23 protein-coding genes and 4 pseudogenes are annotated in these 26622 nt (G+C 46.4%); 10 read left to right on the forward strand and 17 right to left on the reverse strand.

What is annotated here, in order from left to right; all coding sequences use genetic code 11:
• Positions 1–305: 305 nt before the first annotated feature.
• Together ACEW9J_RS16450 and ACEW9J_RS16455 are read left to right on the forward strand one after the other, a co-directional pair.
• Positions 306–650: pseudogene (locus ACEW9J_RS16450) on the forward strand (SLC13 family permease); the annotation flags it as partial.
• A 107-nt stretch (positions 651–757) separates the two neighbouring features.
• Positions 758–1003 (forward strand): annotated as a pseudogene (locus ACEW9J_RS16455) (SLC13 family permease); the annotation flags it as partial.
• Positions 1004–1191: 188 nt separating this feature from the next.
• Here the strand turns inward: ACEW9J_RS16455 and phnE are convergent.
• The 8 genes from phnE to ACEW9J_RS16495 form a co-directional block, all read right to left on the reverse strand.
• Complete coding sequence (gene phnE / locus ACEW9J_RS16460) at positions 1192–1962, reverse strand: phosphonate ABC transporter, permease protein PhnE (RefSeq protein ID WP_373546191.1); 771 nt, start codon at positions 1960–1962, stop codon at positions 1192–1194.
• A 4-nt stretch (positions 1963–1966) separates the two neighbouring features.
• Positions 1967–2683 (reverse strand): phosphonate ABC transporter ATP-binding protein, encoded by a 717-nt coding sequence (locus tag ACEW9J_RS16465; protein ID WP_373546267.1) that lies wholly within the window; start codon positions 2681–2683, stop codon positions 1967–1969.
• 110 nt (positions 2684–2793) lie between these two features.
• Positions 2794–3753 (reverse strand): phosphate/phosphite/phosphonate ABC transporter substrate-binding protein, encoded by a 960-nt coding sequence (locus ACEW9J_RS16470; protein ID WP_373546192.1) that lies wholly within the window; start codon positions 3751–3753, stop codon positions 2794–2796.
• Between the two features lie 253 nt (positions 3754–4006).
• Positions 4007–4858 carry a metal ABC transporter permease gene (locus ACEW9J_RS16475; protein WP_373546193.1) on the reverse strand — a complete coding sequence of 284 codons (852 nt, stop codon included), beginning with the start codon at positions 4856–4858 and terminating at the stop codon, positions 4007–4009.
• Positions 4859–4941: 83 nt separating this feature from the next.
• Positions 4942–5706, reverse strand: coding sequence for a metal ABC transporter ATP-binding protein (locus tag ACEW9J_RS16480; protein WP_373546194.1), 765 nt, complete (start codon positions 5704–5706; stop codon positions 4942–4944).
• A 6-nt stretch (positions 5707–5712) separates the two neighbouring features.
• On the reverse strand, positions 5713–6618 hold the full coding sequence (locus ACEW9J_RS16485) for a metal ABC transporter substrate-binding protein (RefSeq protein WP_373546268.1): 906 nt from the start codon (positions 6616–6618) through the stop codon (positions 5713–5715).
• A gap of 174 nt (positions 6619–6792) precedes the next feature.
• Complete coding sequence (locus tag ACEW9J_RS16490) at positions 6793–8061, reverse strand: acetate kinase (RefSeq protein ID WP_373546195.1); 1269 nt, start codon at positions 8059–8061, stop codon at positions 6793–6795.
• 86 nt (positions 8062–8147) lie between these two features.
• Positions 8148–8612, reverse strand: coding sequence for a nuclear transport factor 2 family protein (locus ACEW9J_RS16495; RefSeq protein ID WP_373546196.1), 465 nt, complete (start codon positions 8610–8612; stop codon positions 8148–8150).
• A gap of 146 nt (positions 8613–8758) precedes the next feature.
• On the opposite strand from ACEW9J_RS16495, the gene ACEW9J_RS16500 reads away from it, so the two are divergent.
• The 3 genes from ACEW9J_RS16500 to hpnA all read left to right on the forward strand — a co-directional run bounded on the left by ACEW9J_RS16500 (position 8759) and on the right by hpnA (position 13471).
• On the forward strand, positions 8759–9259 hold the full coding sequence (locus tag ACEW9J_RS16500; protein WP_373546197.1) for an orange carotenoid protein N-terminal domain-containing protein: 501 nt from the start codon (positions 8759–8761) through the stop codon (positions 9257–9259).
• A 330-nt stretch (positions 9260–9589) separates the two neighbouring features.
• Positions 9590–12109 (forward strand): efflux RND transporter permease subunit, encoded by a 2520-nt coding sequence (locus tag ACEW9J_RS16505; protein ID WP_373546198.1) that lies wholly within the window; start codon positions 9590–9592, stop codon positions 12107–12109.
• Between the two features lie 372 nt (positions 12110–12481).
• Positions 12482–13471 carry a hopanoid-associated sugar epimerase gene (hpnA, locus tag ACEW9J_RS16510; RefSeq protein ID WP_373546269.1) on the forward strand — a complete coding sequence of 330 codons (990 nt, stop codon included), beginning with the start codon at positions 12482–12484 and terminating at the stop codon, positions 13469–13471.
• On the opposite strand, the gene ACEW9J_RS16515 is transcribed toward hpnA, so the two are convergent.
• Positions 13457–13939: a response regulator gene (locus ACEW9J_RS16515; protein WP_373546199.1), complete on the reverse strand. Its 483-nt coding sequence runs from the start codon at positions 13937–13939 to the stop codon at positions 13457–13459. The two genes, hpnA and ACEW9J_RS16515, sit on opposite strands and share 15 nt — an antisense overlap.
• Positions 13940–15332: 1393 nt before the next feature.
• On the opposite strand from ACEW9J_RS16515, the gene hpnH reads away from it, so the two are divergent.
• The 5 genes and pseudogenes from hpnH to ACEW9J_RS16540 form a co-directional block, all read left to right on the forward strand.
• Positions 15333–16349 (forward strand): adenosyl-hopene transferase HpnH, encoded by a 1017-nt coding sequence (gene hpnH / locus ACEW9J_RS16520; RefSeq protein WP_373546200.1) that lies wholly within the window; start codon positions 15333–15335, stop codon positions 16347–16349.
• Positions 16350–16642: 293 nt separating this feature from the next.
• Positions 16643–17140 (forward strand): urease accessory protein UreE, encoded by a 498-nt coding sequence (ureE, locus tag ACEW9J_RS16525; RefSeq protein WP_373546201.1) that lies wholly within the window; start codon positions 16643–16645, stop codon positions 17138–17140.
• A gap of 1 nt (position 17141) precedes the next feature.
• The gene (locus ACEW9J_RS16530; RefSeq protein WP_373546202.1) at positions 17142–17816 is read left to right on the forward strand and encodes an urease accessory protein UreF; all 675 of its coding nucleotides are present in this window, start codon (positions 17142–17144) and stop codon (positions 17814–17816) included.
• A 3-nt stretch (positions 17817–17819) separates the two neighbouring features.
• Entirely contained in the window at positions 17820–18431 is a 612-nt protein-coding gene (ureG, locus tag ACEW9J_RS16535; protein ID WP_373546203.1) for an urease accessory protein UreG, read from the forward strand.
• 76 nt (positions 18432–18507) lie between these two features.
• Positions 18508–18910, forward strand: a pseudogene (locus ACEW9J_RS16540) (transporter substrate-binding protein); the annotation flags it as partial.
• Positions 18911–18927: 17 nt separating this feature from the next.
• Here ACEW9J_RS16540 and ACEW9J_RS16545 read toward each other — a convergent pair.
• The 8 genes and pseudogenes from ACEW9J_RS16545 to fmdA all read right to left on the reverse strand — a co-directional run bounded on the left by ACEW9J_RS16545 (position 18928) and on the right by fmdA (position 26524).
• Complete coding sequence (locus tag ACEW9J_RS16545) at positions 18928–19746, reverse strand: MOSC domain-containing protein (RefSeq protein WP_373546204.1); 819 nt, start codon at positions 19744–19746, stop codon at positions 18928–18930.
• Between the two features lie 27 nt (positions 19747–19773).
• Positions 19774–20472: an urea ABC transporter ATP-binding subunit UrtE gene (urtE, locus tag ACEW9J_RS16550; protein WP_373546205.1), complete on the reverse strand. Its 699-nt coding sequence runs from the start codon at positions 20470–20472 to the stop codon at positions 19774–19776.
• Positions 20462–21223 carry an urea ABC transporter ATP-binding protein UrtD gene (gene urtD, locus ACEW9J_RS16555; RefSeq protein ID WP_373546206.1) on the reverse strand — a complete coding sequence of 254 codons (762 nt, stop codon included), beginning with the start codon at positions 21221–21223 and terminating at the stop codon, positions 20462–20464. Before urtD ends, urtE begins: the two co-directional genes overlap by 11 nt.
• A gap of 89 nt (positions 21224–21312) precedes the next feature.
• Entirely contained in the window at positions 21313–22416 is a 1104-nt protein-coding gene (urtC, locus tag ACEW9J_RS16560) for an urea ABC transporter permease subunit UrtC (protein ID WP_373546207.1), read from the reverse strand.
• A gap of 54 nt (positions 22417–22470) precedes the next feature.
• Positions 22471–23433, reverse strand: a complete 963-nt coding sequence (urtB, locus tag ACEW9J_RS16565) for an urea ABC transporter permease subunit UrtB (RefSeq protein WP_373546208.1) — start codon at positions 23431–23433, stop codon at positions 22471–22473.
• Positions 23434–23520: 87 nt separating this feature from the next.
• Positions 23521–24927, reverse strand: a complete 1407-nt coding sequence (locus ACEW9J_RS16570; RefSeq protein WP_373546209.1) for an ABC transporter substrate-binding protein — start codon at positions 24925–24927, stop codon at positions 23521–23523.
• A 119-nt stretch (positions 24928–25046) separates the two neighbouring features.
• The gene (locus tag ACEW9J_RS16575) at positions 25047–25307 is read right to left on the reverse strand and encodes an FmdB family zinc ribbon protein (RefSeq protein WP_373546210.1); all 261 of its coding nucleotides are present in this window, start codon (positions 25305–25307) and stop codon (positions 25047–25049) included.
• 9 nt (positions 25308–25316) lie between these two features.
• A pseudogene (gene fmdA, locus ACEW9J_RS16580) lies at positions 25317–26524 on the reverse strand (formamidase).
• Between the last annotated feature and the right edge of the window lie 98 nt (positions 26525–26622).

The following is a 26622-nucleotide window of genomic DNA, read 5'->3' on the forward strand; positions in this document are numbered from 1 at the left end:
TAATTCTCCGCCAAAGTTACGGTTTTGCTAGTTTCAAATCGATGAGAGAAAAACTGTTGGCTTGCTTATTCAAATAATCTCCGCTCCGCTCCGATCATTTGAATAAGTTTAAATTATCACCCTAAGTACAGGAGAGCCAACCAGATTAGATCTCCTGCGAAAGTCAAAACAAAATCTTTTCTATTATTTTTTGTCTAGAGTCTCCCCCAAAGCCTAAAGCCTAATACCTGACTTTCGCAGGAAGTCTATTGATTCCAGTATCCACACCACCATATGATTAGAACACTGTCCTATCTGGGTTAAACATGGGAAGCTGGCAAGCGATCGCGGCACTGAGCATTTTTGTAGGCACGATCGGCATCATCATTAGCGAATGGTTGCCACTGACGATTGCCGCGATGCTGGGCGCATTGCTGTTGGTGATTCTAAATATTTTGACCCTCGAGCGAGCGATCGGTTATATTGCCAACAGTCGCACCACTCTGGCGTTATTTTTTGGAGTGATGGTGATGATTAGGGTACTGCGCCCTACTCAGATATTTGAGTATTTAGCAACTCAAATGGTGCTATTGGCTAAAGGAAAAGGCAACCGTTTATTATTGGGCATTGTGGCGATTACCACTCCAATTTCTGCTGTCTTGCCAAATGCCACTACTGGCTCGACACGACTAAATATGTGGGTAAAGCGATCGCCAAACAGATTACTAATTGTATTTCTCAGAGTTCTGAATGCCCACAGTTTTAGTCGTGTCGTCCCACTACGGTAATGCTGCTAGCCCCCTTAATTCCACCGCTTGCCCAAGCAATTGGGGTGGACTTTGTACCGCTACTAATTTTGATGGTATTTGTCGCCAATAGTGCTAGATTATTAACTCTTGTGGGCGATCCAGCAACCTTTATTGTCGGCAGTTCGATTAATATGACATTTACCGACTACCTCCAAACCCTCAGTCTTGGCGGTGCGCTGGCGGTACTCGTGGTTGTGGCAACCTTGCCGTTTTTAGTCAAGAGTTGCCAATAATGGCTCTACAGCTAGTGGTGTTGGCGGCTTATGTCAGTATTGCTTTTTTGTGAACATACTCCCTTGTTAGTGTCAAATTAGACATCTAGCGTAGGGGGTAAATGGTAAATGGTGGATGGTGGATGGTGGGTGAATGCCTATTTCTTCGGTGGGATCTGAAAAGTGACCTGTTACTGTTGCTCTAGACGACGACGCAATTGACTACTAATTACATCGATAAAAGTTACGACTACGAGTAGAACCAACATCATCGTAGTGGCTTTATTATATTCAAATCCCCGAATATAATTGACCAGTTCAAAGCCGATTCCCCCCGCACCCACAACACCGAGTACAGAAGCAGCGCGGATATTATATTCAAACATATAGACGGTATAACCCAATAGTAAAGGCAATACTTGGGGCATGACTCCATATTGGGCAATTTGCAACCAAGATGCGCCACTGACTTGGAGTGCCTCGAGTGAATAGCGATCGACAGATTCGATCGCTGTCTGGTAAAATTTACCGAGATAGCCGATCGTATAAATACCTAGAGCGAGGGTGCCAGCGGGTGCGCCCAAACCTGTCGCAGCCACAAAGATCAAGCCCAAGATAATTGAAGGGATCGATCGCACGGTGTTTTGAAAGAAATTAGCACACCACCGCACCCACCAAGGTGTTAAATTATTGGCTGATAAGATGGCAATTGGTAGTGAAAAAACTGCGCCAATTGTTGTGCCCCACAGCGACATTTGGATCGTTTCTAATAACCGTGCCCAAGCGACATCCAGAATCGATAGATCTGGGGGGAATAAGCGAGAAATAAAGTCGGTGATATAGCCGCCACTATCTCGGAGCGATCGCAGATCTAGCTTTAAACTATTCCACGCCCAGCTATAAATAGCCAGCACCGCGAGGAAGATTAATATTTTGATGCTCTGAGATTTAATTGTGCCCAAGTACCTAATCTTTAATTAACTGCTCAAATTGTGCTTCGAGATTTTGACTGACACCATGATAGACCACTCGACCGCGATCGACAACGATCGCCGTCTGAGCATAAGTATGTGCCAAAGCTAAATCGTGCAAAACTGTCACCACCGTCATCCCAGATCGATGTAGCTGCGACAAGGTTTGCATCACCTGTTGAATCGCCATAATATCTAAGCCAGTCACTGGCTCGTCGGCGAGTAAGATTTGGGGTGAGCGGATTAAGGCTCTGGCAATAGCGACTCGCTGTTGTTGCCCCCCACTTAGTTGCCTGGTAGACTGACTAGCAAATTTGCCCAGCCCCAATCGATCGAGCAGTTCTAGCGCAATTTGCCGCTCACTGGCTGGAAATCCACTCAGTGTTTGCCAGCCCGAAAACTTACCCAACTTGCCACAGAGCACGTTGTCAAGGGCGGAAAGCTGGGGAATGAGTCCGCCGCCCTGAAACAACATTGCTAGAGGTTGACGGGCTTGTTTGAGGGTACTAGGCGTTACCGCCATATTATTGACAAAGATACCGCCGGATCGTAGTGGTAATAGTCCGGCGATCGATCTCAGTAAACTAGATTTACCCGCACCATTCAAGCCGAGAATCGCGACGAATTCGCCTTGCTCGATCTTGCAGTCGATCCCATCCAAAATTGGACGATTACCGACTTTTGCTTGACTAACTGCCTGTTGACAAAGAATTGCTGTAGCAACGCTGTTTTTTACTTTATCTAGTTCGCGCACTGAATTTTTACCGAATTCCAGTTAGCCCAGAATTACTTAGGGTTATTTCGATCGTTTCCACTGCCAAGTTAGGGCTGCATCCCGGCACGCGCCAACGCATCCTTCATCGGTTTCAAGTGCTTGTCATGATTGACTTCCACCAACTGGGTAGAGTTATAGAGATCTCTTAGCAATTTATTGTTTGCGGGCTGATTTAATTTCAGCATGGCGGCGACGATCTGCTTGCGTTTAGCTACTGGGACATCATCATCGATCGAGATGCCGTGAGCAGGTACACCTGAGATACTATAAAGTACTCTCAAAGTGCTAGCTTCAGCAGGTGTGATGTAAGGAGCACCGAGGGTATACTCTGACACTGCGGCGACATCTGATTGACCTCTTAATACTGATTGGAGTGCTTTGTCATAGCCGCCACCATAAGCTACCTGTCCAAAGAAACCAGTTAACCGATCTCGATCTGGCACTAATTTCATTTGTACCAACTCCGCTACTGGGAATATAAATCCCGATCCAGAAGTGGGCGAAGTAAATACGATTTTCTTGCCCCGAAGTTGGCTCAGAGTCGCTTCGCTTTTACCAGATTTCAGCGGACTATTCTTGGGAACTACAAAAATTGATTTATAGGTGTGTCCACCGGAATAATTAGCACGGACTTCTGCCAGATAAAAACTAGCGTTAGCTAGCTGTTTTGCTTTGAGTGCGGGACGACTGCTCAAGAAAGCTACATCAGCCCGATCGGCTCGCAACGCTTCTACAGCCGCAGTGTCATCACCGAACACTGCTTCAACAGGTTGCTGCAATTCTTTACTAAGAAAGTCTGTGACGGCTTTAGCCTTTGTCGGTAAGTCTGTTGTCCCTGCTGACGATCTAGTCGGAAACACAATCTTGAGCGGTTGAGCTTGAGCGACTGCTGGAGATCCGCTCAGATTTGTGGCGATCGATTGGACGATCTGTTGATGATGGGCGATTGCTATACTACCCAAGATAGTTGCTGTAATACCGATACCAAGTTTGATTTGCTGATTCATCGATTGCCGATCGCTGGGTGATTTAGAAGTTGATTTATTGACATCATATCGCATTAGTTGTCAAAAAAAACAGCAAATTGCGTCAGTATGGAAATTGTTACATAGCAACAGCCAAGGTGATTAGGACAGCGATTGTGTCTTGGATCGCTGCCTCGACGGCTATACGTACCGATCGGTTGACTCGATCGAGTCGCATCAACTGCTGTTGTCACATGCCCGATGATGGGAGTAGAGCGTAAACAAGGTGAGATTATCAACTGACTTGACTATTTCTCGATCGAGCAATCATCCCATGCTTAGGTGCAAAAATCATCGCAATTACAAATAATAGGGTTTGCAGCACCACAATACAGCCACCAGTCGAGCCGTCAATGTGATAACTGATATAAGTCCCCATCACACCAGAAAACACGCCAGAAGCCATGGCAATCAGCATCATATGGTCAAAATTATCACTTAATAAGTAAGCAGTTGCGCCTGGAGTCACCAACATCGCCACGACTAAAATAATCCCGACTGTTTGCAGCCCAGCAACGGCTGTGAGTGATAGTAGAGATAGCAGAACATAGTAGAGAAAGGTAATATTTAAACCAATCGATCGGGCATGAGTAGAATCAAAACAAAATAAAACTAGATCTTTGCGTAAAATTGCTAATGTGACCAACGTAATTACACTAATAATTACCGTTTGAATAATATCCCCATCCGAAATACCCAAGACGTTGCCAAACAGAATATGAGTTAGATCGAGCGAGCTTTTAATTTTAGAAACTAATACTAATCCCAATGCAAAGAAACCCGTAAATACCAATCCAATTACAGTGTCTTCTTTAACACGAGTTTTCTCCTTAATAAATCCAATCGCAATGACTGAACCTACCCCAAACACAAACGCACCTACCGCCAAAGGAATATTTAAGACATAGGCAATAACGACCCCTGGCATCACTGCATGGGAAACCGCATCCCCCATCAATGCCCATCCTTTCAAAGTCATGTAGCAAGAGAGGGCAGAACAAACTATACCCACTAACGCACTCACCAAAATTGCCTTGAGCATAAACTCATACTGCAACGGTGCAATAAACCACTCAATTATATTCATTAGATCTCATCCGAAAGTGAAAGCAAAATCTCTGATAATACTGTTTTCATCTAAAAATTCCCCTAAACCCTAAAGCCTAAACCCTAAAGCCTATTATCGACATGAGTTTTGGCAGACGAAAAATCGCCGACAGAACCACCAAAGGCACGGGCAAGATTTTCTTCGGTAAATACCTCATCGGTGCTCCCATACGCCAAGATACTACGATTGACGAGTACCACTCGATCGCAAAATGTCGTAATCGAAGCCAGATCGTGGGTAGAAATTAAAATTGTGTGCCCAGATTGCCGAAGTTCTATCAATAAATCAACCATCATTTTTTCAGTCTTGATATCGACTCCGGCAAAAGGTTCATCTAATAATAGAACAGTGCCTTGTTGTGCTAACGCTCTGGCGAAAAATGCTCTTTTCTTTTGCCCACCCGATAGCTCTCCAATTTGACGATCGCGCATTTCCCACATTTCCACCCGTTCTAAACTTGCCCTGACAAATTGTTTGTCAATTGCTCTAGGAATTCGCAATAGGTTCATATACCCATAGCGTCCCATCATCACCACATCATGAACACTCACCGGAAAATCCCAGTCTACCTCTTCAGATTGGGGCACATATGCCACTAAATTACGTTTTTGAGCCTGATGAATCGATAATCCATCGATCGAGATCGTGCCAGTGGCAGGTTTGACAAACCCCATAATCGCTTTAAATAGGGTTGATTTCCCCGCTCCATTCATTCCCACCAAACCATGAATACTCCCTGCTTGCAGTTGCAAGGAGGCACTGTGTAGGGCGACTTTACCGTTATATGCAACCGTCACATTTTCAATTTTAATACCAATCGCATTCATATTTTTTTACTTACTTTCTAATCCTTTAATTAACGTACTTACGTTATATTCTAGAAGTTTGAGATAGGTAGATGCTGGCCCATCAGCCGAAGATAATGAGTCCACATAAAATACCCCTCCAAATTTTGCACCTGATTCTTTGGCGACTTGCAGTTGAGCTTTGGGATTAACTGTACTCTCACAGAATACTGTTGGAATTCGATTTTCCTTCACCGTATCGATCGTTTTTTCCACCTGTTTTGGCGTGGCTTGCTGTTCGGCATTGACTGCCCACAAATACACTTCTTTCAAACCATAATCACGGGCAATATAAGCAAATGCCCCTTCACAACTGACGATGTAGCGTCGCTCTGGTGGAATTGCGGCGATCGCTGTTTTGAGCTTCAAATCGATCGCTTTAATTTGTTCGCTATAAGCTTTGGCATTTTTGTCGTAAGTAACCGCATTTGCTGGATCTAGCTTGCCCAATGACTTGCGAATATTTTCGACATAGATGACGGCATTTTGGGGCGACATCCACGCGTGGGGATTGGGTTTACCTTTGTAGGCATCTTCAGCAATATCGATCGGCTGGAATCCTTCACTCAAGGTAACGTGAGGCACCTTGGGCAGACTATTATAGAAGCGATCGGCCCAACGTTCCAAATTTAGACCATTCTCTAAAATTAGATTTGCCTTTTGCCCCCGCGCCAAGTCGCTAGGAGTAGCTTGGTAGCCGTGAATTTCTGCCCCAGGCTTGGTAATGGATTCGACAATCGCTTTGTCTCCAGCGACATTTTGCGTCATGTCTGCTAGCACAGTAAAAGTAGTCAGAATAACTTTTTTGTTGGTCGGATTGGGGGCAGTTTCAATCGTCGAATTGCTAGTGCAGCTACTCAACCAAATACCGATCGATAGCCCAATTATGCCCATTTGCCACCGTTTCAAGCCGATCGAGCTTATGGAGGGGACAGACTTATCTTTCATTTAATATTTTCATAATTATATCATTATTTGATAACATATCATAAAGATGAGAAGATTATGAAAAGAAATTGTCGATTCGCTGGGGCTAGCTTCACCAATGGTGTAGCTTTACCTTTGGCATTACGTAGCCGTAGGGATGGTATCAACTGTCAACCGATTTAAATATTGCCAACAAGTTCGGGCAATTTCCCACTCTTCTTGGGTATGAATTGCCAGTAATCTGATTGGAGATCGCTCTGTAGCCAAATCGCGATCGTCGCCAGACGACGCGCCAGCTTCGGCTGGGAGCGACAAACTATTTAGATTCGAGTCTATTTCTACTCCTAAAAAAGCCAATTTTGAGGCAACAGCAGCCCGAATTCCCGCGTGATGTTCTCCCACACCAGCCGTAAAAATTAGCGCGTCTAAACCACCTAAAGCTGGTAACAGAGCAGCGATTTTAGCTGCGAGTCGATCGATATAAATATCTAGAGCTAACTTTGCCTTGGCATTACCAGAATCGATCGCTTTATCGATCTCCCGTACATCATTGGATACACCAGAAATACCCAATAATCCCGACTCAAAATTTAAAACACGATCTAGTTCCTCAACTGTATATTCCTTCTCCCTTAATAGATGGAGAATTATACCTGGATCGATCGATCCACAGCGCGTACCCATCACCAAACCATCGAGCGGTGTAAAACCCATCGTTGTATCGAGACACTGCCCAAATTTAGTCGCCGCTAGAGAGCAACCATTACCTAAATGACAACTAATTAATCGCAACTCTCCCAGATCTCGTCCCAATAATTCTGCTGCGCGGCGGGTACAATATTGATGACTGATGCCATGAAAGCCATACTTTCTGATTCCTTGCTCTAACCACTGATAAGGCACCGGATAAACGTAAGCCACCTTTGGTAAATCCCGATAGAAAGCCGTATCGAATACCGCCATTTGGGTCATATTACTTGACAATGACTCGATCGCCTCAATCCCCATTAAATTAGCCGGATTGTGTAACGGTGCATAGATTGACAATCGATCGATCTCTGCCTTCACTTCAGCATTAATCAACGTCGGTTGACGGTATTTATCGCCACCATGTACTACTCTATTCCCGACGATATCGATTTCATCGATATTATTAACAACCTGAGTTTTTCCACTCCAAAGCAAATTTAATAGATCGTGAATATCGGTAGTTCGACTCATTCCAGATCGCTCTTCTCGCACCGAACGATCGGTAGTTTTAGCCTTCAATATCACTGTTCCAGATGAATCCCAATCGACTTCCCCCGTCCATAATGGCACGACTGGATCTAATGGCATCTCTCCACCAGTCAATCGATATAGACTCGATTTGAAACTACTCGAACCAGCATTCAGCACTAAAATATTCATCTACTAATGCCTAAAGGTAGGAGGCTCTAAACCCTGACTATTTGGTACTCGGCTAGGCTATTTGCTTTATTTTTCCATCAAAATGGTTAACTACGAAAGCTTAACAACTCATTAATAGAAGCTAATAGTTTGACATCTACAGCCATAATTTCCTTTGCAGCATTTAGCTCGATCGACCAACTCACATTTACAGTAAAAAAATTTGTTTTTACTTTGCCTTGAATCTGATATTGAGTGCGATCGCTATTCTTCAGTGGAGCGACTAACCCAACCTTTGTAAGTGTTTCCCCACGCTCTGGACAAAAGTTCATGCCTTTGGCTTCTTTCTCCAAGTATCGAGCGATCGCCTCTCTACCTGCGATCGAATTTTCAAATGGTGGGTTGAGACATCCTTGCTCTGCGAATAGCTGTGCAGTTTCCATAAACTCACCATTGTTCAAGCGAATAAAATACTGATAAATAGTATTTTCATAGATACCGTCAATATCGAGCGATGTATCTAGATCGATCGTCCGAAATTCAGGCTGTGCGAGTACAGTAATGGTTTTCATAATCAATAATGACAACTAAAATACTATCAAAGCACAAGTATAAGCTCTTGAAATCTATCTTTTGACAGAGCGCAACCTCATTCCAAAGGAAATATCGCCAAAACTGGATTGTTAGTATTGTAATAATGACCAATAAGAAAAGTAATATGGAAGCTCCTATTTCAAACGTAAATCCCGATCTACTCTCTGCTGTTGTGGCTCTGTCCACAGACCAGCAACTCGCATTACTATGGTTTATCTATAAAGAAGTTGGCAAATCAATCACACCTGCGGCACCTGGAGCCAGCACAGCAGCACCCACGATCGCTGAAGGACTATTCAAGCAAGTCCTAGAACTGTCTCACGATGAGCAGCTACAAGTCCAGCGCGACTTGATCGAACGCAAAAATAGCCTCATCAGTCGCGAATATGGTGCATTGAGCGACACTACCAAACTACTATTTTGGTATCTGCTAGCTCAAGGTATGGATCGGACAGAAATCATTCCGATGCCAGCAGACTACGCTTTAGAGCCTGAAGCGACTCAATGTATGACTCAACTTCAACAACTCGAACATTCCGAGCAAATTACCGTCTTACGCGATCTAGTTGCCAATATGGGCGTAGATCCAGCATCAAGTCCCCACGATGAAGCAACTGGTCTTTAATATACTCCCTCTTCATTCCAGTCAACCTTTCACCCACTGGAGTGAGGATGACTTCATCTTATGACTCTGTTGGAGTATCTTCAGGTGTCAACGGTAGAAAACTAGATCTCGTTGCTAAAACAGTGGATATACTTGCTAACATTGACACCGTTTCTACTAATAAAGCTAAAGTATCCGCTCTTCAGGATGATTTTCGACTACTCGCACGGCTCTTATCACCACGCTCAAACCTTGCTGGAGGCGATCGGACTTAGCGATCGCGATCGCGCAAGAACTCTGCATCAGTTTAAGATGAAGTTAGCTGTATTAAAGTAATGGGCGATCCTGATAATGGTTAGGCATGTATCCAAAGTTTCGTGGCGAGAACGGTTCAATATCTCCCGATTGGCGATCGCATATCCTTGGCTGACGCTGGGTTTTTGGCTAGCCGTATGTGTTGCTGGAGCGATCGGGTTTAGCACTCTCAAGTACAATCTGTTGCCGGACATCACCTTTCCAGTCGTAGTGGTGAGTGCTCAAGCACCAACCGCCACGGCTATAGAAACCGAGCAGAAATTGACTCGCCCCCTCGAAGCCAAGCTCCAGCAGCTAGCTGGGGTTTCCAAGGTGCGATCGTCTACCTATCCCGGACAGACGGCAGTGAGCCTTGCTTTTGATGTCGGTACTAATTTGGATGCGGCTAGCGATTTAGTTACGCGGACTGTCACTGCCCTCAACCTCACGCCGAACGTGCGGGTAATCGCGCTCAACCTCAACGAGTCAGCGGTGGTAAGTTATGCGCTGTACGGTTCCAAGCAAGATTTAGCTAGTCTGGCTCAGGTCGCCCAAACTCAGATCGTCCCCGCGATTAGTAAACTTCCCGGCGTGCTCAAAGTTACGCTGTTGGGAGCAACGAACCCGCCCACGGCGGTGCGGTTGAACGATCGAGACGTGCTAGCGGTGCAGGTGGTCAAGCGCGGTACTGCGAACACGCTAGACGTAGTTGACCGCGTAGAGCGGGAAATGGGGAGGCTCCGCAGCCAATTTACCGACGTGCGGATCGATCTCGCGGCTACTCAAGCGACGTATATTCGGGAGGCGACGGCGGCGACGATCGAAGCATTGGTACTGGCTGTGATTTTGTCAACTGTAGTTATCTATCTGTTTTTGGGAAATTGGCAAGCAACGGCGATCGCTGCCCTCGCGATTCCGATTTCACTATTGGGGACATTTATCGTCATGGCGATTTATGGTTTCAATTTAGAGACGATCACCCTGTTGGCACTGGCTTTGGTGATTGGGATTATTGTCGATGATGCGATCGTCGATGTCGAAAATATCACTCGTCACCTCGAAAACGGAGAACCACCCCGTGCCGCCGCGATCGATGCCACCGCCGAAATCGGACTGCCAGTGACAGCCACGACGATGACGATCGTGGCTGTATTTTTGCCTGTCGGTTTGATGGGTGGAGTGCTGGGTCAATTTTTTCGACCCTTCGGTTTGACGGTCTCCGCCGCAGTGATTACGTCGCTGTTGGTGTCGCGTACCTTGACGCCATTACTTGCCGTCTACTGGCTCAAGCGTAGCCCCACGCAACAGGTATCCCAATTCTGGAGCCGCTTTATCGAGGGCTATCGGGGACTACTCACTTGGTCTTTGGCGCACCGAGGCATCGTCTTAGGTCTGGCACTACTGAGCTTCATTGGCGGGATCGGACTGATTCCGTTTCTCTCCAAGGGTTTTATTCCACATCTGGATCGGGGGGAATTTAACATTGTTTACCAAGCATCCCCAATGACTACACTCGCGCAATCTTTAGAAATCGCGCGGCAACTAGAGACCCAAGTGCGACGCGCTCCCGCTGTCGAAACGGTGTTTACCACAGTAGGATCTCGTCAGGGCGAACCAAATCGCGGTACTCTCTATGTAAAAATGCGTGAAGATCGCCAGATCGCCACCATAGCACAACAATCTCAACTGCGCGATCGCTTGCCCAAGCTTGCCAATGTGACTACCAGTGTCGAGGATATTCCGTTTGTCGATACTGGTGGCGAAAAACCGCTGCAATTTGCGCTTCGTTCCGAAGATCTCCAGGCACTCGAACAGGCGACTAATGCACTCACAGCCAAAGTTCAAACTCTACCTGGATTTGTAGATGTCACCAGTACTGGAGCGCAATCTGCGATGCAGATCGAACACCTCGACGGTAAGCGAGTTGCTTATGTCAGTGCTAATCTGGGCAGAGGGCAGACACTCGGAGCAGCTACCGATCGGGTCGTAGCTGAGGCTAAGACCATCTTACCCGCAACCATCGAATTCAACCTTGGCGGCGACTCGGAACAGGCTGCTAATACCTTTAGCGGCTTTGGTGTGACGATCGCTCTCTCAGTGCTGTGTGTATTGGGCGTACTGTTGCTGCTATTTCGTTCCTTGGTCGATCCGCTGGTGATTATCCTCGCGTTACCCCTATCGATTGTCGGTGCAGTGCTGGCGCAGTTTTTGACCCGCAGCGACTTTGGGATGATTTCGCTCATCGGCATCATCTTCTTGCTTGGGCTAGTTAACAACAATGCGATCTTACTCGTGGACTATGTCAATCAACTGCGGGGGCAAGGGATGAATCGCCACGAAGCCCTTGTTCGATCGGGTTCGGTGCGGCTGCGACCGATTTTGATGACTACCGGCTCCACAATTTTGGGAATGCTGCCGATCGCCTTAGGATTAGGGGCAGGTGCCGAGCTACGGGCACCGATGGCGATCGTCATTATCGGTGGGTTGATGTCTTCAACGTTGTTAAGTTTGGTGGTCATCCCAGTTGCCTACGCCGTTGTCGATACGATCCGTAATAAAATGCGGCGGGGAAGGTAGAGAGTAGAGGGTAGAGGGTAGCGGGTATGGGGCAGAGGGTAGCGGAGCCTACCCGCTACCCTCTGCCCCATACTAGCAATCCAAAGTCCAAGCACTAATGCGAAGCGCGCTACGCCACCCACTATCCAACCCTTACGCAGGGGAGTTTGAGGGGCGGCGTTCCGCTGTCTTGATTCGCTAAACCCTCGGCACAGCCGAGGAGCGCGAATCGCTCCTCAACGGGGGATCTGGGGGTCGGTACCCCCAGATCCGGGTTCTGCCCACACTAAAAAAACTCGCAAACCACAAGTATTTATCGCTTGCCGTTCCGCTTAGTACAAATAGTCACCTTAATAACTTCGCTATCAACTATCAACTATCAACTAATTAATGATGCGCGTATTCGTTACTGGTGGGTCGGGCTTTATTGGGGGCAATCTCGTTGCACTGCTGGTCGCCGAAGGCTACGATGTGCGGGTATTAGTACGCCCCAATAGCTCCCAGACACAGCTCCGAGATCTGCCCGTGGAAATCGTTTACGGCGACCTTAATAACCCCGATCTCGATCGATCGATGCGCGGCTGTGAGGTGGTTTTTCATGTCGCAGCGCATTACAGCCTCTGGCAACGCGATCGAGATTTACTCTACCGCAGCAATGTCGCGGGTACGGCGAATGTCCTCGCTTGCGCCCGTAGTGCTGGCGTCGAGCGCACCGTCTACACCAGCTCGGTAGCGGCGATCGGAGTACGCAGTGACGGGGCACTAGCCGATGAAACTTACCAGAGTCCGATCGATAACCTGATTGGTGACTATAAACAGTCCAAATTTCTGGCGGAACGAGCAGCGATCGCAGCGGTGCAACAAGGGCAGGATGTCGTCATTGTCAACCCGACTACGCCGATCGGCCCTGGCGATATCAAACCCACGCCCACTGGCGAGATCATCCTCCGCTTTCTGCGGCGACAGATGCCTTTTTATCTCCCCACGGGGCTAAATTTCATCGATGTGCGGGATGTCGCGCGGGGACACCTCCTCGCCCTAGAAAAAGGTCGGAGTGGGGAACGCTATATCCTCGGTCATCAGAATTTATCGCTCAAAGCTATGCTCGATCGCTTGGCAGAGATTACCGGACAACCCACCCCACAGTATGCGCTCCCCAATTGGATACCCTACACCGCCGCCTGGATCGACGAACATCTACTCGCGGCGATCGGCAAAACCCCCAGCATTCCTGTCGATGGAGTGCGGATGGCTGGACAATATATGTATTATGATGGCTCGAAGGCAGTCCGCGAACTCGGTCTACCGCAGACCTCAGTGGATCTTGCCCTGCGCGATGCCGTGGATTGGTTTTCAATGCGAGGGTATCTAAGAGTGAGCTAGGGGTGCAGGGATACGTGTTCGATAATTGATAGCTGTCTGAAACCGATCTTCACACTGTCTCAATTGCGGTCGCAGGCGGGTATTCTCGCTCGCGCTGCGGAGCGTCGTAAGTAATAGCTCTGCTGTCAGATCGCTTTTGATTAGATAATCTTCCGCACCTAGTTTGATGGCGCGAACGGCAATCTTTTCGTTACCCTGCCCTGAAATCATCACCACAGGCGGGCTACTGCTATTACTTTGCACCGATAATCGCTCTAAAAAATCTAGCCTATTACCATCCGGTAGCCGATAATCGAGCAACATAGCATCGATCGATCGCGTCCGACACATTACTAGCCCCGCTGCTACAGATTCCAACTCTAAAAGATCGTATACACAGCTTGAGTCTTGACAGAGTGCGCGTCTGTATAGCTCTCGATCTGTCGCCAAGTCCTCGACAATCAAGACAGTGAGGGTTTGGAGATTCATAAATTATATTTGTAACAATTTAACGTGCTCTAACGATCGACTTACAGCGGTTTGCAGGTTGGTGCGGGACAGCTATTCTTCAAAGCTTTTTTAGAGATTAGGTTCAATATTTAAAGTGTCCCCCAAATGCTTGCAAACCGCTGTATCCAATCATATTGAATAAGTCGATCGTAGCAAAGATTAATTACGTTCTCAACCTAAAAAACGTTACAAACTATACCGTAGGAATATTATTAATCGCTCGAATTGCGCGATCGAGAGATCTTCTGGTGGGGTAGGGCGGGTTCGTTTGATATCGAACATTAAAATCGATATTGGCTAGCATAAACCCGCCCCTACAGATCCATGCACAATACATTTTATAGATCGAACGTAGGGGCGGGTTTATGCTATAAATTCTCGCTCTTGACTGGCAACTCCAAACAAACCCGCCCATCCCCACCAGTAGCTGTCGAAGCTTGCGCGCCGCTTAGACGGTCGAGTCCTCCTGAAAAGATCTCAAATGGGTTCTATAAATCTGTTAATCAGTGAATATACTAGATTACAATTACTACTATCGCTGTCTTTAAAATCAAATTATCCAGTGCTCGAACTCTTCATGAGTAATGCTAAGAGTAATGTTATGAGTATCTAGCAATACTGGTTTAGCTTCTAACGATTGCATAATTTACTATCGGAGCTAGTGTGTTTCAACATATATTATCTTCGATCTGCGGACAATTTACCCGATCGCCAGCCAGTCCAAATCGCCCGCGCCTGGGGTCGAAAACCGCACCCCAGGAGATAAAACTATCTACCTAAAGGCAGGTAGCTTTAAACCCATACTAGACCTCCTGCGAAAGTAAAAAAAATCATCTTTTTTAGTATTGTTTTCGTCTATGGTTTCCCCTAAAGCCTAAAGCCTGACTTTCGCAGGAAGTCTACTATATCGCTTGGCTGTTGGCTCAAGTTAATATTTACTTTATACTGAGCGTCAGATCGGCAGATCGAAACTAAGAAGTTGGTACATGTCTAGAGCACGAAATAAGAATCACCACAGGTTTATCGGCTATGGTGTATACACAACTCTCCTTGGCTTCGTTGCTAGATCTGAATCCCCCAAACCCCCTTGAAAAGCTTGCTCAGAGGCGAATCTTAGTCCCCCTGCTTGGTGCAACACATGCGGAGGGAACCTCCGCGTGGTTGCATCCGCTTTTGAAGGGGGATTTAGCGGATGCGCGCCCGCCTTTGTTCCCCGACGGTTTGCGGATGCGCGCTCTGGAGGTTCCCTCCAGGTTGAGCGCACCAAGCAGGGGGATTTCTAGGGTTTTCGCTTTTGTACAGACTTGTATGTATACCGTAGCAAGCCGATTTGTGGGAAGTATCAAGTGCATTAATTCTTGAGGAACTAATTATGGCAGTGCAAATTCAACAAGCAGCCCAAGTCGGAGCTTATTTGGTCGCTCAACGTCTCAAAGGTCGCGAGCGGTTTCCGCTAGTCTTGATGCTCGAACCGCTATTTAAGTGCAATTTAGCCTGTACTGGCTGTGGCAAAATTCAGCATCCGGTGGAGGTGCTACGCCAAAACCTCACCCCCGCACAATGTTTTAGTGCCGTTGAAGAATGTGGTGCGCCTATCGTGTCGATTCCTGGGGGTGAACCGCTACTGCATCCCCAAATCGACGAGATCGTGCGCGGACTGATCGATCGGCGTAAATTTATCTATCTGTGTACCAATGCCATTCTCCTAGAGAAGAGTCTGCACAAGTTTACCCCCTCGCCCTATCTATCATTTAGCGTTCATTTGGATGGCCCCCGCGAGATCCACGATCGAGCTGTAGATCGCCAAGGGATCTTCGATATTGCTGTCAAAGCGATTCAGGCTGCCAAAGCCCAAGGTTTTCGCGTCACCACCAATACAACGATCTTTCAGGACACCGATCCCAAAGCGATCCAAGATTTCTTTGATTTTACCGCTACCCTCAACCTCGACGGGATGACGATCTCGCCTGGATATAGCTATGCCTGGGCACCCGACCAGGATCGGTTCCTCCAGCGCGAACAGACTAGAGCACTATTTCGGCAAATCCTCGCACCATATAAGTCTGGGAAAAAACGCTGGAACTTTAACCACAATCCCCTCTTTCTGGATTTCCTTACTGGCGATAAAGATTATGACTGTACGCCGTGGGGTAGCCCCAGCTATAGTGTCTTGGGTTGGCAAAAGCCCTGCTATCTGCTCAATGAAGGCTACTACCAGAGTTTTCAGGAGCTGCTAGACGAAACTGACTGGGATAAGTACGGTCATGCCAGTGGCAACCCTCACTGTCAAGATTGTATGGTACATTGCGGCTTTGAGCCGACCGCCGCAATCGCTGCCCTCCAACCCCAGAATATGGGTAGAGCACTAGGTAGTATATTTGGCTGGTAATCCGCGCCGTTATAGTGAATAGCCGATCGCGAAATCAAATACTCCCCTCCCACCCAAGAAATAGACAGTAGAAATCCACTATTCACCATTCACCATCCACCTTAACCCTAGATGTCTAATTCTATAGACCTCCTGCGAAAGTGAAAGCAAAATCTTCGATCGTACTGTTTTTGTCCGCTTGGGTATGAGTCATGGGCAGGAAACCTGCCCGACCCAACTTGTGCTAAAACTTCCCCTAAAGCCTAAAGCCTAAAGCCTGACTTTCGCAGGAAGTCTTATGATGGGAAAGGAGTATGATATTTACTAAACCTTGCCAGAAGCATTGCCAAGATATGCCAGTGTTGCTTACCACCCAACTCGATCGCCACAGCCAGCTATTAGCAACCGATCGACTCTCGCTCACCGCTGAAGAACGAAGTCGATCGCGGCATCCGCACCTTACAGAAAGTGGGCGAGAAGTCTACTTGCAGCTCAAGCGGGGGACTAATCTACGACATGGCGACAGGTTGCAAGCCGCTGATGACAATTTAGATCTAGTTGTCGAAATTATTGCCAAACCAGAGCAAGTGATGGTGGTAACTGCGGTAGCTGCACTAGATTTGCTGCAAGCTGCTTATCACTTGGGCAATCGCCATGTCCCGCTCGAAATTACTGACGATCGGTTATACCTGTTGCCAGATCCTGTCTTACAAGATCTCTTGCATCAGCGGGGATTGAATGTTACCATCGCCGATCGACCGTTTCAGCCCCAAGCTGGAGCCTACGCAGCGACACCCCATCATCATCACTAACATGGTGGACTCGACAGCCTTACTCACACTACTCCAATTGACCAGTCCCGCTCTGCCAGTGGGTGCATATAGCTATTCGGAAGGATTGGAAACATTGGTCGATCGGGGTGCGATCTCGTCGGCGGCAGATCTGCAAACTTGGTTGATTGAATCGTTAGAGTTTGGTTCAATTTCAATGGAAGTGGCGATTTTGATTCGGGCTTATCGGGCACTTGAGGGCGATCGCTTTGGCGCGATCTATTGGAATCACTGGCTATCAGCTACCCGCGAGACGGCTGAACTCCAACAGCAAAGTTGGCAGATGGGTCGATCGCTGCTCAAATTACTCCAAGATCTCTATCCAGCGGCCGATTGGTCGGGTTGGAGCATGGCGGAGAATTGGAATCTGGCGATCGTCTTCGCGCTGGCGGCGAGACTAGCCCAGATCGATGAATACACTGCTGCGCTGGGTTATTTGCATAGTTGGGCGAGTAATTTAGTCAGTGCTGGGGTGAAATTAATTCCCTTGGGTCAAACTGCGGGTCAGCAATCGATCTTGCAACTAGCTGCACCGATCGCCGATTGTGCCGATCGAGCGTTAAATTTACCCGACGATCGGCTGTTTTGTTGCAGTTGGGGCTTGGCACTTGCTAGCATGGCTCATGAGACCCAATATAGTCGATTATTTCGCAGTTAAATTATGACTTCTCCTTTTCGGATTGGGGTGGCTGGCCCTGTCGGTTCCGGCAAAACTGCATTGGTCGAAGTCCTCTGCAAACAGTTGCGCGATCGCTATCAGATTGCCGTAGTGACCAACGATATCTATACCCAAGAAGATGCACAGTTTTTGGTGCGGGCGGAAGCTTTGACCGCCGATCGGATTTTGGGGGTAGAAACTGGCGGCTGTCCCCATACTGCCATCAGGGAAGATGCCTCAATGAATATTGCGGCGATCGAACAACTAGAAACAAAATTTGCCAATCTAGATCTAATCTTTGTGGAAAGTGGTGGCGATAATCTTGCAGCCACTTTTAGCCCTGAATTAGTAGATGCAACCATTTATGTAATTGATGTGGCAGGCGGCGATAAAATCCCCCGCAAGGGTGGCCCAGGAATTACTAAATCTGACTTATTGGTAATCAATAAAATCGATTTAGCTCCCTATGTAGGTGCCAGTTTAGAAGTGATGGATCGAGATGCACGTCAGATGCGGGGATCGAAACCGTTTGTCTTCACAAATCTCAAGACTGCTGAAGGAGTTGAAGAAGTACTGGTTTTCATCGATCGACAGGCTAATTTAATAATTAGCTAACAAAATGACTAGGAAATTTAGACGACGCGAAATTTTAATCTTGGGTTATGCAGCAGCAGGTAGCATCTTGCTCAAAGAAGTAACTTCTGTAATTGCCAAGATCAAAAAAGCTTTACCTAACGGCGGTATTATTTATAACTCGCTCAACGGCGACACTAATGTAGCTTTCTTTAAACAGCTTCAAGGTGCGGGGATGACTGCCGAGAAATATCCTTCGATGTCAGTTAGTATTGCCGAAGAAGAAGTCCAGTCGATCGGCGCGCAGTATCTCAAATGGTAAAGTTGTGATGAATGCCAACCACCACATCTCCAAGATTGTCCGAATTGGCAAGGTGAGAGCAGATGGCTTATTCGAGATTGTCAACTCGACATCTACTGCGGTAGAGCCTGTGCCTTGGAATCAATACGTCGCTGAAACAAAAGGCTATGCTTGCGATTGGAGCGATCCCAAGAAAGGCGGCAAATACAAAAAATCCTAGATTTAGAGTTGAATCACTCACTCCAACCAAATTAGATCTCCACAGCGGATCGTACCTGATTGTAATACAGAAGTTCGGATGCCGGCGATCGAGTTATTGTGTTGAGTAGTTGTTCGCAAGATATTCAAGTCAGCCGGAAGATCGGACTGAGCTACCGTTGTCACAACGCAGCGAGGACAGGCTGTATCGATACTCAGACAAACTTCATCGCCGATTACCATCCTACTCCCCACCCAATCATTCTCGACAAAGTTGGTTTCAGTAGATCTTGGCTTGATTAAAATATTGGGACGAAACCGACATGGCTCAAATTGTCCTGCGGGATAAAGATGCTGCAATTGAGCTAAGGTCGAAGTTGTAATTGCATGAATAGAACAGGAATCAAAAAAAGTACCTGAGGGCATAAACAATTGAGTAATTGTATCCCGATTGGCTGCACCTTCGAGATCGGGCCAATATTGATCCAGGCTGGGTGTTGCTGGGACAGCAGCAAGTAACTGCACATCTCGTCCCAACGCTTGGGACAAAATAGCATCGATGTTACGGTTATTGCTGATAGCAGCACTACCATCCGGCATGGTAAATGTAACCGGAGGAATTGATTCTTTGGTTTGGGGCGATTCCAAGAATTTTGCCTGAAATTCTAGCAATTTCGCCCATTTTTTAGGATTTTTGGCACTAGCAATTCGCTGAGTCTGACGATCCCATACAGCGTAGGATCGATCGCCCAAAAGACCTTTGGGTATAACGTCTACAGCCTTTAGCTGCTCTCCCAGCATTGATTTAACTGGATAACGCCACAGTGAATCAACTCTACCCACTAAAGTCCGAGTCATAGTTTTCCCCGATGAGTAATTGCAAGTCTAAACAGCAAGATACTTATGAAATAAATCATCAGTAAGCTCGGCTGTTTCGCCATCCACTACCACAACACCTTTTTCCATAATGAAGAACTTGTCTGCGATCTGGCGCACAAAATCGACCTTGTGTTCGACGACAATTAAGGTAATACCTTTCTCCCTGTTGATCCGTCTTAAAGTTTCCTCGATTTCCTGAACGATCGATGGCTGAATCCCCTCCGTTGGTTCATCTAACAGCATAATCTTCGGATCGCTCATCAATCCCCGCGCAATGGCTAATTGCTGTTGCTGTCCGCCACTTAATAAGCCACCTTGACGATTTAGGTGCTGCTTGAGCATCGGAAAAAACTCAAAAATTTCATGTGGGATTTTACTAGATTTCTTTTTTCCAGCCGACAGTCCCAGTTTGAGATTATCCAACACCGATAAATAAGGAATGATTTCTCTGCCTTGAGGAATATAGGCGATCCCAGATCGGGCACGCTTAAATATTGGCAACCGGGTAATATTTTGAATATCAAAGATGATATTCCCCGACATCACCTTATTTAAGCCAATGATGCTGCGTAAAAGCGTAGTTTTCCCTACCCCATTCCGACCGAGGATACAGGCAATATCGCCTTGGTTAACAGCCATATCGACACCAAACAGCACGGGTGTTTGTCCGTAAGAAACAGTCAAATCATTTATTTCAAGCAGCATCGATTTGTTCGCGTCCTAAATATACTTCAATTACTTTGGGATTTGATTGCACTTCGCTCACCGATCCTTCGGTCAACTTTTCACCTTGATGGAGGACAACAAGTCGTTGAGCAATTTGTTTGACAAATTCCATATCATGCTCGATTACTACCAGGGAGTGGTTAGCGGCAAGCGTTTTGATAATCTCACCAGTTGCATAGGTTTCATCGGCAGTCATCCCCGCAGTTGGTTCGTCTAGCAGCACCACCGCTGGATCTTGCGCCAGTACCATCCCGATTTCGACCCACTGTTTTTGACCGTGGGATAGCGAGGAAACTTTGGAGTAGCCTTGCTCTAATAAGCCGATCCGATCGAGCACGCTGATAATTTTATCTTTCTTGGCAGTTGTCAGTTTGGCTTTGATAGACGAAAACACGCCATGAGTACCTTTGAGTGCCAGTAAAATGTTGTCAAATACTGACAGCTCATTGTAGACATTGGGATTTTGAAATTTGCGACCAATTCCCATGCGGGCAATATCATAGGAATTCTTATTGGTAATCTCCTGCCCTTGATAATATACATGTCCTGAAGCTACCGGAGATTTTCCGACGATCGCATCAAGCAATGTACTTTTACCAGCTCCATTTGGACCAATAATCGTTACAATCTCGTTTTTACCTACATCTAGATTAACGCCCTTTAATGCTTTGAAACCAGAAAAAACCACCTTGAGATCTTTTACTGATAAAACAGCCGCTTCTGAATTCATCGTGTTTTTAGTTTTAATATATTTTTGGGTTAAATTGATGAAATTATTTTCATAAGCAACACTTTTTAGAATCTAGAATTTATCAACTGTCAACCGTCAATTATTTGATTTTTACCTAACTTTTTGGGACTACTACTAGCCATGAGTTGCTTTGGTAACAGACTCATCAGTCCATCAGGTAAAAATAGAACTACTAGCATCAGGATTACCCCCACAATCAATTGCCAATCTTGAGTAATCCGATCGACTGAATTTTGGATCTGTCCTAGTAGAATAGCGGCGATAACTGGCCCAAATAGCGTGCCGCGTCCGCCGACAGCGGCCCAAATTACGATCTGAGTACCGAAAGCCACCCCTAGATATACTGGTGAAATGAAATTATTGAGCGGTACGAATAAGCCGCCGCAGATACCAGCAATTGCCGCAGAAAGCGTCCAAATAAAAATCTTGAAACTAGCAACATCGTAGCCGAGATAGGAAATGCGTTGCTCATTCTCTTTGATCGATCGAAGAATCAAACCAAAGTTGGATTTTGTCAGCCACCAACTACCTGCGAGCGTCAAAGCTGCAAAAGTCAGGATGATAAAATAGATCCCAATTGGTGGCATAACCATCCCAAATAGCATCAGCTTTGATACATCGGTAATCCCATTGGTGCCACCTGTATAGGCTTGCTGACTCACAAAGAAAGTAGTCAGTGCCGAAGAAATTGCGAGGGTAATTACCGTGATATAAACACCGCTGACTTTGGAACGAAAGATAAACGATCCAATGGCATAGGCAAAACCAGCCGGAACCACTACGGTTGCAATTACGGCAATTGGGAAAAATTGTAATGGGGCGATGAACCAAGGTAACTCCTTCAAGCCATTCCACACCATGAAATCTGGAATACTTCCGCCATAATTATTCGCAGTAGCAGACAGGTTTAGCTTGAGATAATATGCCATGGCATATCCCCCCAAAGTAAAAAACACCCCATGCGCAAAGCTCAGAATCCCCGTGAAGCCCCACACCAAATCTAGTGAGACACCCAGGACACCGAACAACAGCAATTTTGCCATCAAGTTGGTCTGAAAGGTACCAGCTACAAATGGGAAAATTATAAACATCAGTAGAGCTACTAAATTGATAATCTGCCATTTCTTGGGAATAAAGTTCGACTGTTGAATTTGACCGAGTACTTGTGTCATTTTGAACTCTCCATTAAATTAGCTCTGGTTGACAAAAATATATCTGTGAAAATTTTAACCACGTTTTTGAACTGTAAATAAACCTTCTGGACGGTAGCGAATCAGGACGATTACCGCAGCTAAGACGATGACTCTAGCCGTAGGATCGTTGAGTAGGTATGCGATCGCAGCATTTGATTCACCAATCAAAACCGCACCCGCCAACACGCCGACTAACTTGTCTACACCGCCAGCCACCACGGTCATCCAGGCATCTACCAAGTAATCTTGTCCCATCGCTGGGGCGACACTCTTGAGCGAAGCAATCACTGTTCCAGCAATTCCGGCTAGCCCGCAGCCATAAGCAAATGTGAGCATATCTACCAGACTGGTATTTACACCCAAACACTTGGCCATTTCGCGATTTTGAGTCACTGCTCGGACTTCTCTGCCTAAGGTGGTACCGTAAAGTAAATACGCTGTAACTCCTAGTAATAACAACGCCATAAAGATGATAAATAAGCGGTAGTAAGAAATCTCGATCGCTTGTCCGCCAATTGTAAATGGTGTCCAGTTACCGCGAATGTATGGCGGTGCCTTGACATACTTGAGTTGGGCAGTAAATATCAGCTTGACGACACCTTGAAGAACGATACTTAGTCCCCAGGTAGCTAGTAGAGTTTCGATCGCCCGTCCGTACAGTCGCCGGACGATCGTGACTTCCACCAGTGCGCCGACTAGGGCTGTGAATAAAAAGGAAAATGGAATTGTCATCAACAAATCCATCTTAAAATTACTTTGCAGTACAAAGGTCGTGTACGCGCCGAGCATGATGAATTCACCGTGAGCTAGATTAATAATTCGCATCACTCCAAACGTGATCGACAGTCCCAATCCTGTCAACAGCAAAATGCCCACAATCCCCACCCCATTTAATAGCTGGTTGGTAATTGCCACTGGATCGATCGCTTTTGCTGGCGGACTGATTTCTGCTAAGTAAATTAACGAAGATATGGTATTAAATGGCAGCATGTTCATAGTTTGCTGGTGTGGAGCGGTGAGTGTGGTGTAAATGTTCTAATCGCCAATCTCAGAAGAGATCGGCGATGGTTAATTGTTAGCAGTCTATGGCTTGTCTAGGAAGGCGACTGGAATGGGTTTCTTCGTCTCGACGATCGAGTTGGCACGAACATCTGGGGTCTTGTGAACGCAGATCCGCCCCTTGTACAGTGCTTGACTCCAAGGAATCGGTTTGACCGCAGCTTTGGTCGCGAATACGATTTCTGCTTGTCCATCCGCCTTCCACTTACCAATGCGGGAATATAGGTAGGTGTGATAGTTGTCGGGGTCAGATTTCACAGTTCCCTGGGGAGCCTTAAACTCTTGCCCTCTAGTTGCTTCGCGTAGATTGGCAGTGGTAAATTCCTTCTTTTCCTTAGCGCATTTTTCCATCGCCTGTGCCATGAAAAAGGTCTGAATATAAGCAGCTTCCATCACACCATTGGTAACGCGCTCCTTGCCAAATTTCGCTTGGAATTGTTCGATAAATGCCTTGTTCTCGGGAGTATCAACTGTTTGAAAGTAGTTAAAACTAGTGAAGTGTCCTTCGGCGAATTCTGGCCCCATCGCCTGAATTTCCTCTTCTGTCGTCGGAAATGCCATGATCGGAATCTGTTTGGAAGTGATGCCAGCATCCTTGAGCTGCTTATAAAAAGCGGGAATACTATCACCAACGAGATTACTCAAGATAAAGTTGGGTTTAGCCTGCTTGATCTTGTTAATAATCGTAATAAATTCCGTCGTACCTAACGCGGCATATTCATCACCAACAACTGTACCGCCACCACTAACTAATTCTGCTTTGGCAATCCGATTACTTTCTTTGGGATAGATGTAGTCAGAACCAATGAAGAAGCCTTTCTTACCAAAGTTTTTGATGCAATAAGGAATGGAATCAGTGATTTGTTGGTTAGGCGCAGCACCAGTATAGAAGACATTCGAGCTACATTCATTGCCTTCATAATAGACAGGATAGTAGAGTAAACTATCTTTTTCTTCAAATACTGGTAGGACTGATTTACGGCTAGCTGAAGTGTAGCAGCCTAGTACACAAACAACCTTATCTTCATCAATTAGTCGCTTGGACATTTGGTTGTACAAATCCCAGTTGGAGTCGGGGTTGACAACTACCTTTTCCAGCATTTGACCATCGATGCCCTTCTTCCCAGCCCAAGGGCCAGTGCCTTCATTGATTTGGTCGATCGCCAGGAATGTCGCATCTTGTAATGACTTCTCAACGATCGCGATCGAGCCAGTAGTTGAATACATCACCCCAACTTTGATCCCTTTCTTGCCATCTGTGGCTGGAGGTGCTCCTGCGGGAGCTGTTGCGGCTGGATCTTTCGGTGCTTCACCACTGTTGGTACAAGCAACCACAATGCTGCTCGCAGCAGCCACAGAACTATACTGGATAAACCGACGACGAGTAATCGCACTCAACAACCCATTCGGATTAGGCAACTTCTTCTTCATTAACCGAAACTCTCCTTAACTATTACTAAGAATCACACCAAAAAAATTTAACTTTGAGGCCAATATAGATTTGCTGAATAGATCGAGCAAATTGTCATATCATATCAGCATCTCCGGCTCTAGTGTCCGACCATCCAAGGACGACTGCCAGCATGGTATTGAACCCTGGGCTGTTTGGGTTCCAGATCTCGCTTGACTAGCTCTGGCTCCGCACTCACTCTGTTTAAGCTGCCCTTGGTCGATAGGGTCATTGGCGGTGAAAAGATCCGCTTACCTCGTTGATCACAGCCTGGACAATGTGCAGGATTGCTAGACTCAGACATCGATCTCCACGTATCAAAAACACCACATTCATCACATCGAAATTCATAAAGAGGCATATATTTCGATCAAACTGGCAGAATGTTTTTATCAAATATCGCCGTTGGAATTGCCAGCGTACAACAGGCATTAGGGATATCAACAATCCCACTCACTCTGCCTTCTACAGGTGCACAGCTCAATAGCATATAAGCTTGCTCGCCCGTATACCCAAACTTCTTGAGATATTCGATCGCATTTAAACAAGCTTGACGGTAGGCAATATGGACATCCATAAAATATTGCTTACCAGTAAACTCATCCACAGAAATCCCTTCAAATACCAAGAACTCCGAGTAGTGTGGCTCGACTGGCCCTGGTTTGAAGATCGGATTGACCATCGCATACTTTTCCACACCGCCTTTGATGATGTCCACATGCAGATCGATGAATCCAGACATTTCGATCGCGCCACAGAAGGAAATTTCTCCATCGCCTTGGGAAAAATGGATATCGCCCATCGAGAGTTTTCCGCCTTCTACATAGACCGGAAAATAGATGCGGGTTCCCCTAGATAGGTTTTTGATGTCGCAGTTTCCACCGTGTTCGCGGGGTGGAATAGTCCGCGCAGCTTCAGCGGCGACCCGTTCGTATTCAGATTGGGGCAATGTCCCCAGCACCGCATTCAATGGATTGGGCAGTGCTGCCAAGACGGGCACTCCATCCATATTGATACCAGCCCCGTAAGTACGGCGATCTGGCTGGGTGGTCATTAGTTCAGCTTCGCGCTGATTCCATTTGGCTAGCAACTCATGGGATGGGGCACAGCCAATTAAACCAGGATGAGTAATTCCGGCAAATTTGACACCGGGAATGTGTCGAGAACTGGTAATATCCCCTGCAAATCCCAAATTGATTTGGCAGACTTAGGATAATGATCTGTTAAGAAACCACCACCATTTTTCTGGTCAAAAATGCCTGTGAATCCCCATTCATCACCTTGAAGGGCACCGATATCAACGATATCGACAACGAGAATATCACCAGGTTCAGCACCATTGACCCAAATTGGCCCACTGAGGACATGAACAATAGATAAATCGACATCTCGAATATCATCGGCACTATCGTCATTCTTAATTTGCCCATCAGTCCAATCTTTACACTCAATTCTAAACACATCGCCAGGATTGACTGAGGCGATCGCTGGTATATCTGGATGCCAGCGATTGTGACCGGGTAGCTCTTGCTCACTCATTGGTTTAGTGAGATCGACTTTAAAAAGCGTTTTAGGCATCAAATTCTTCCCGAACTGTAAAAGAAGTGCAAAACCAAACAATTTGAACTATGCGAAAAGGAGAAGACTATGTATTTGTAGAATACAAGTAGTTAGTA

The organism is Chamaesiphon sp. (assembly GCF_041737865.1).
GTDB lineage: Bacteria > Cyanobacteriota > Cyanobacteriia > Cyanobacteriales > Chamaesiphonaceae > Chamaesiphon.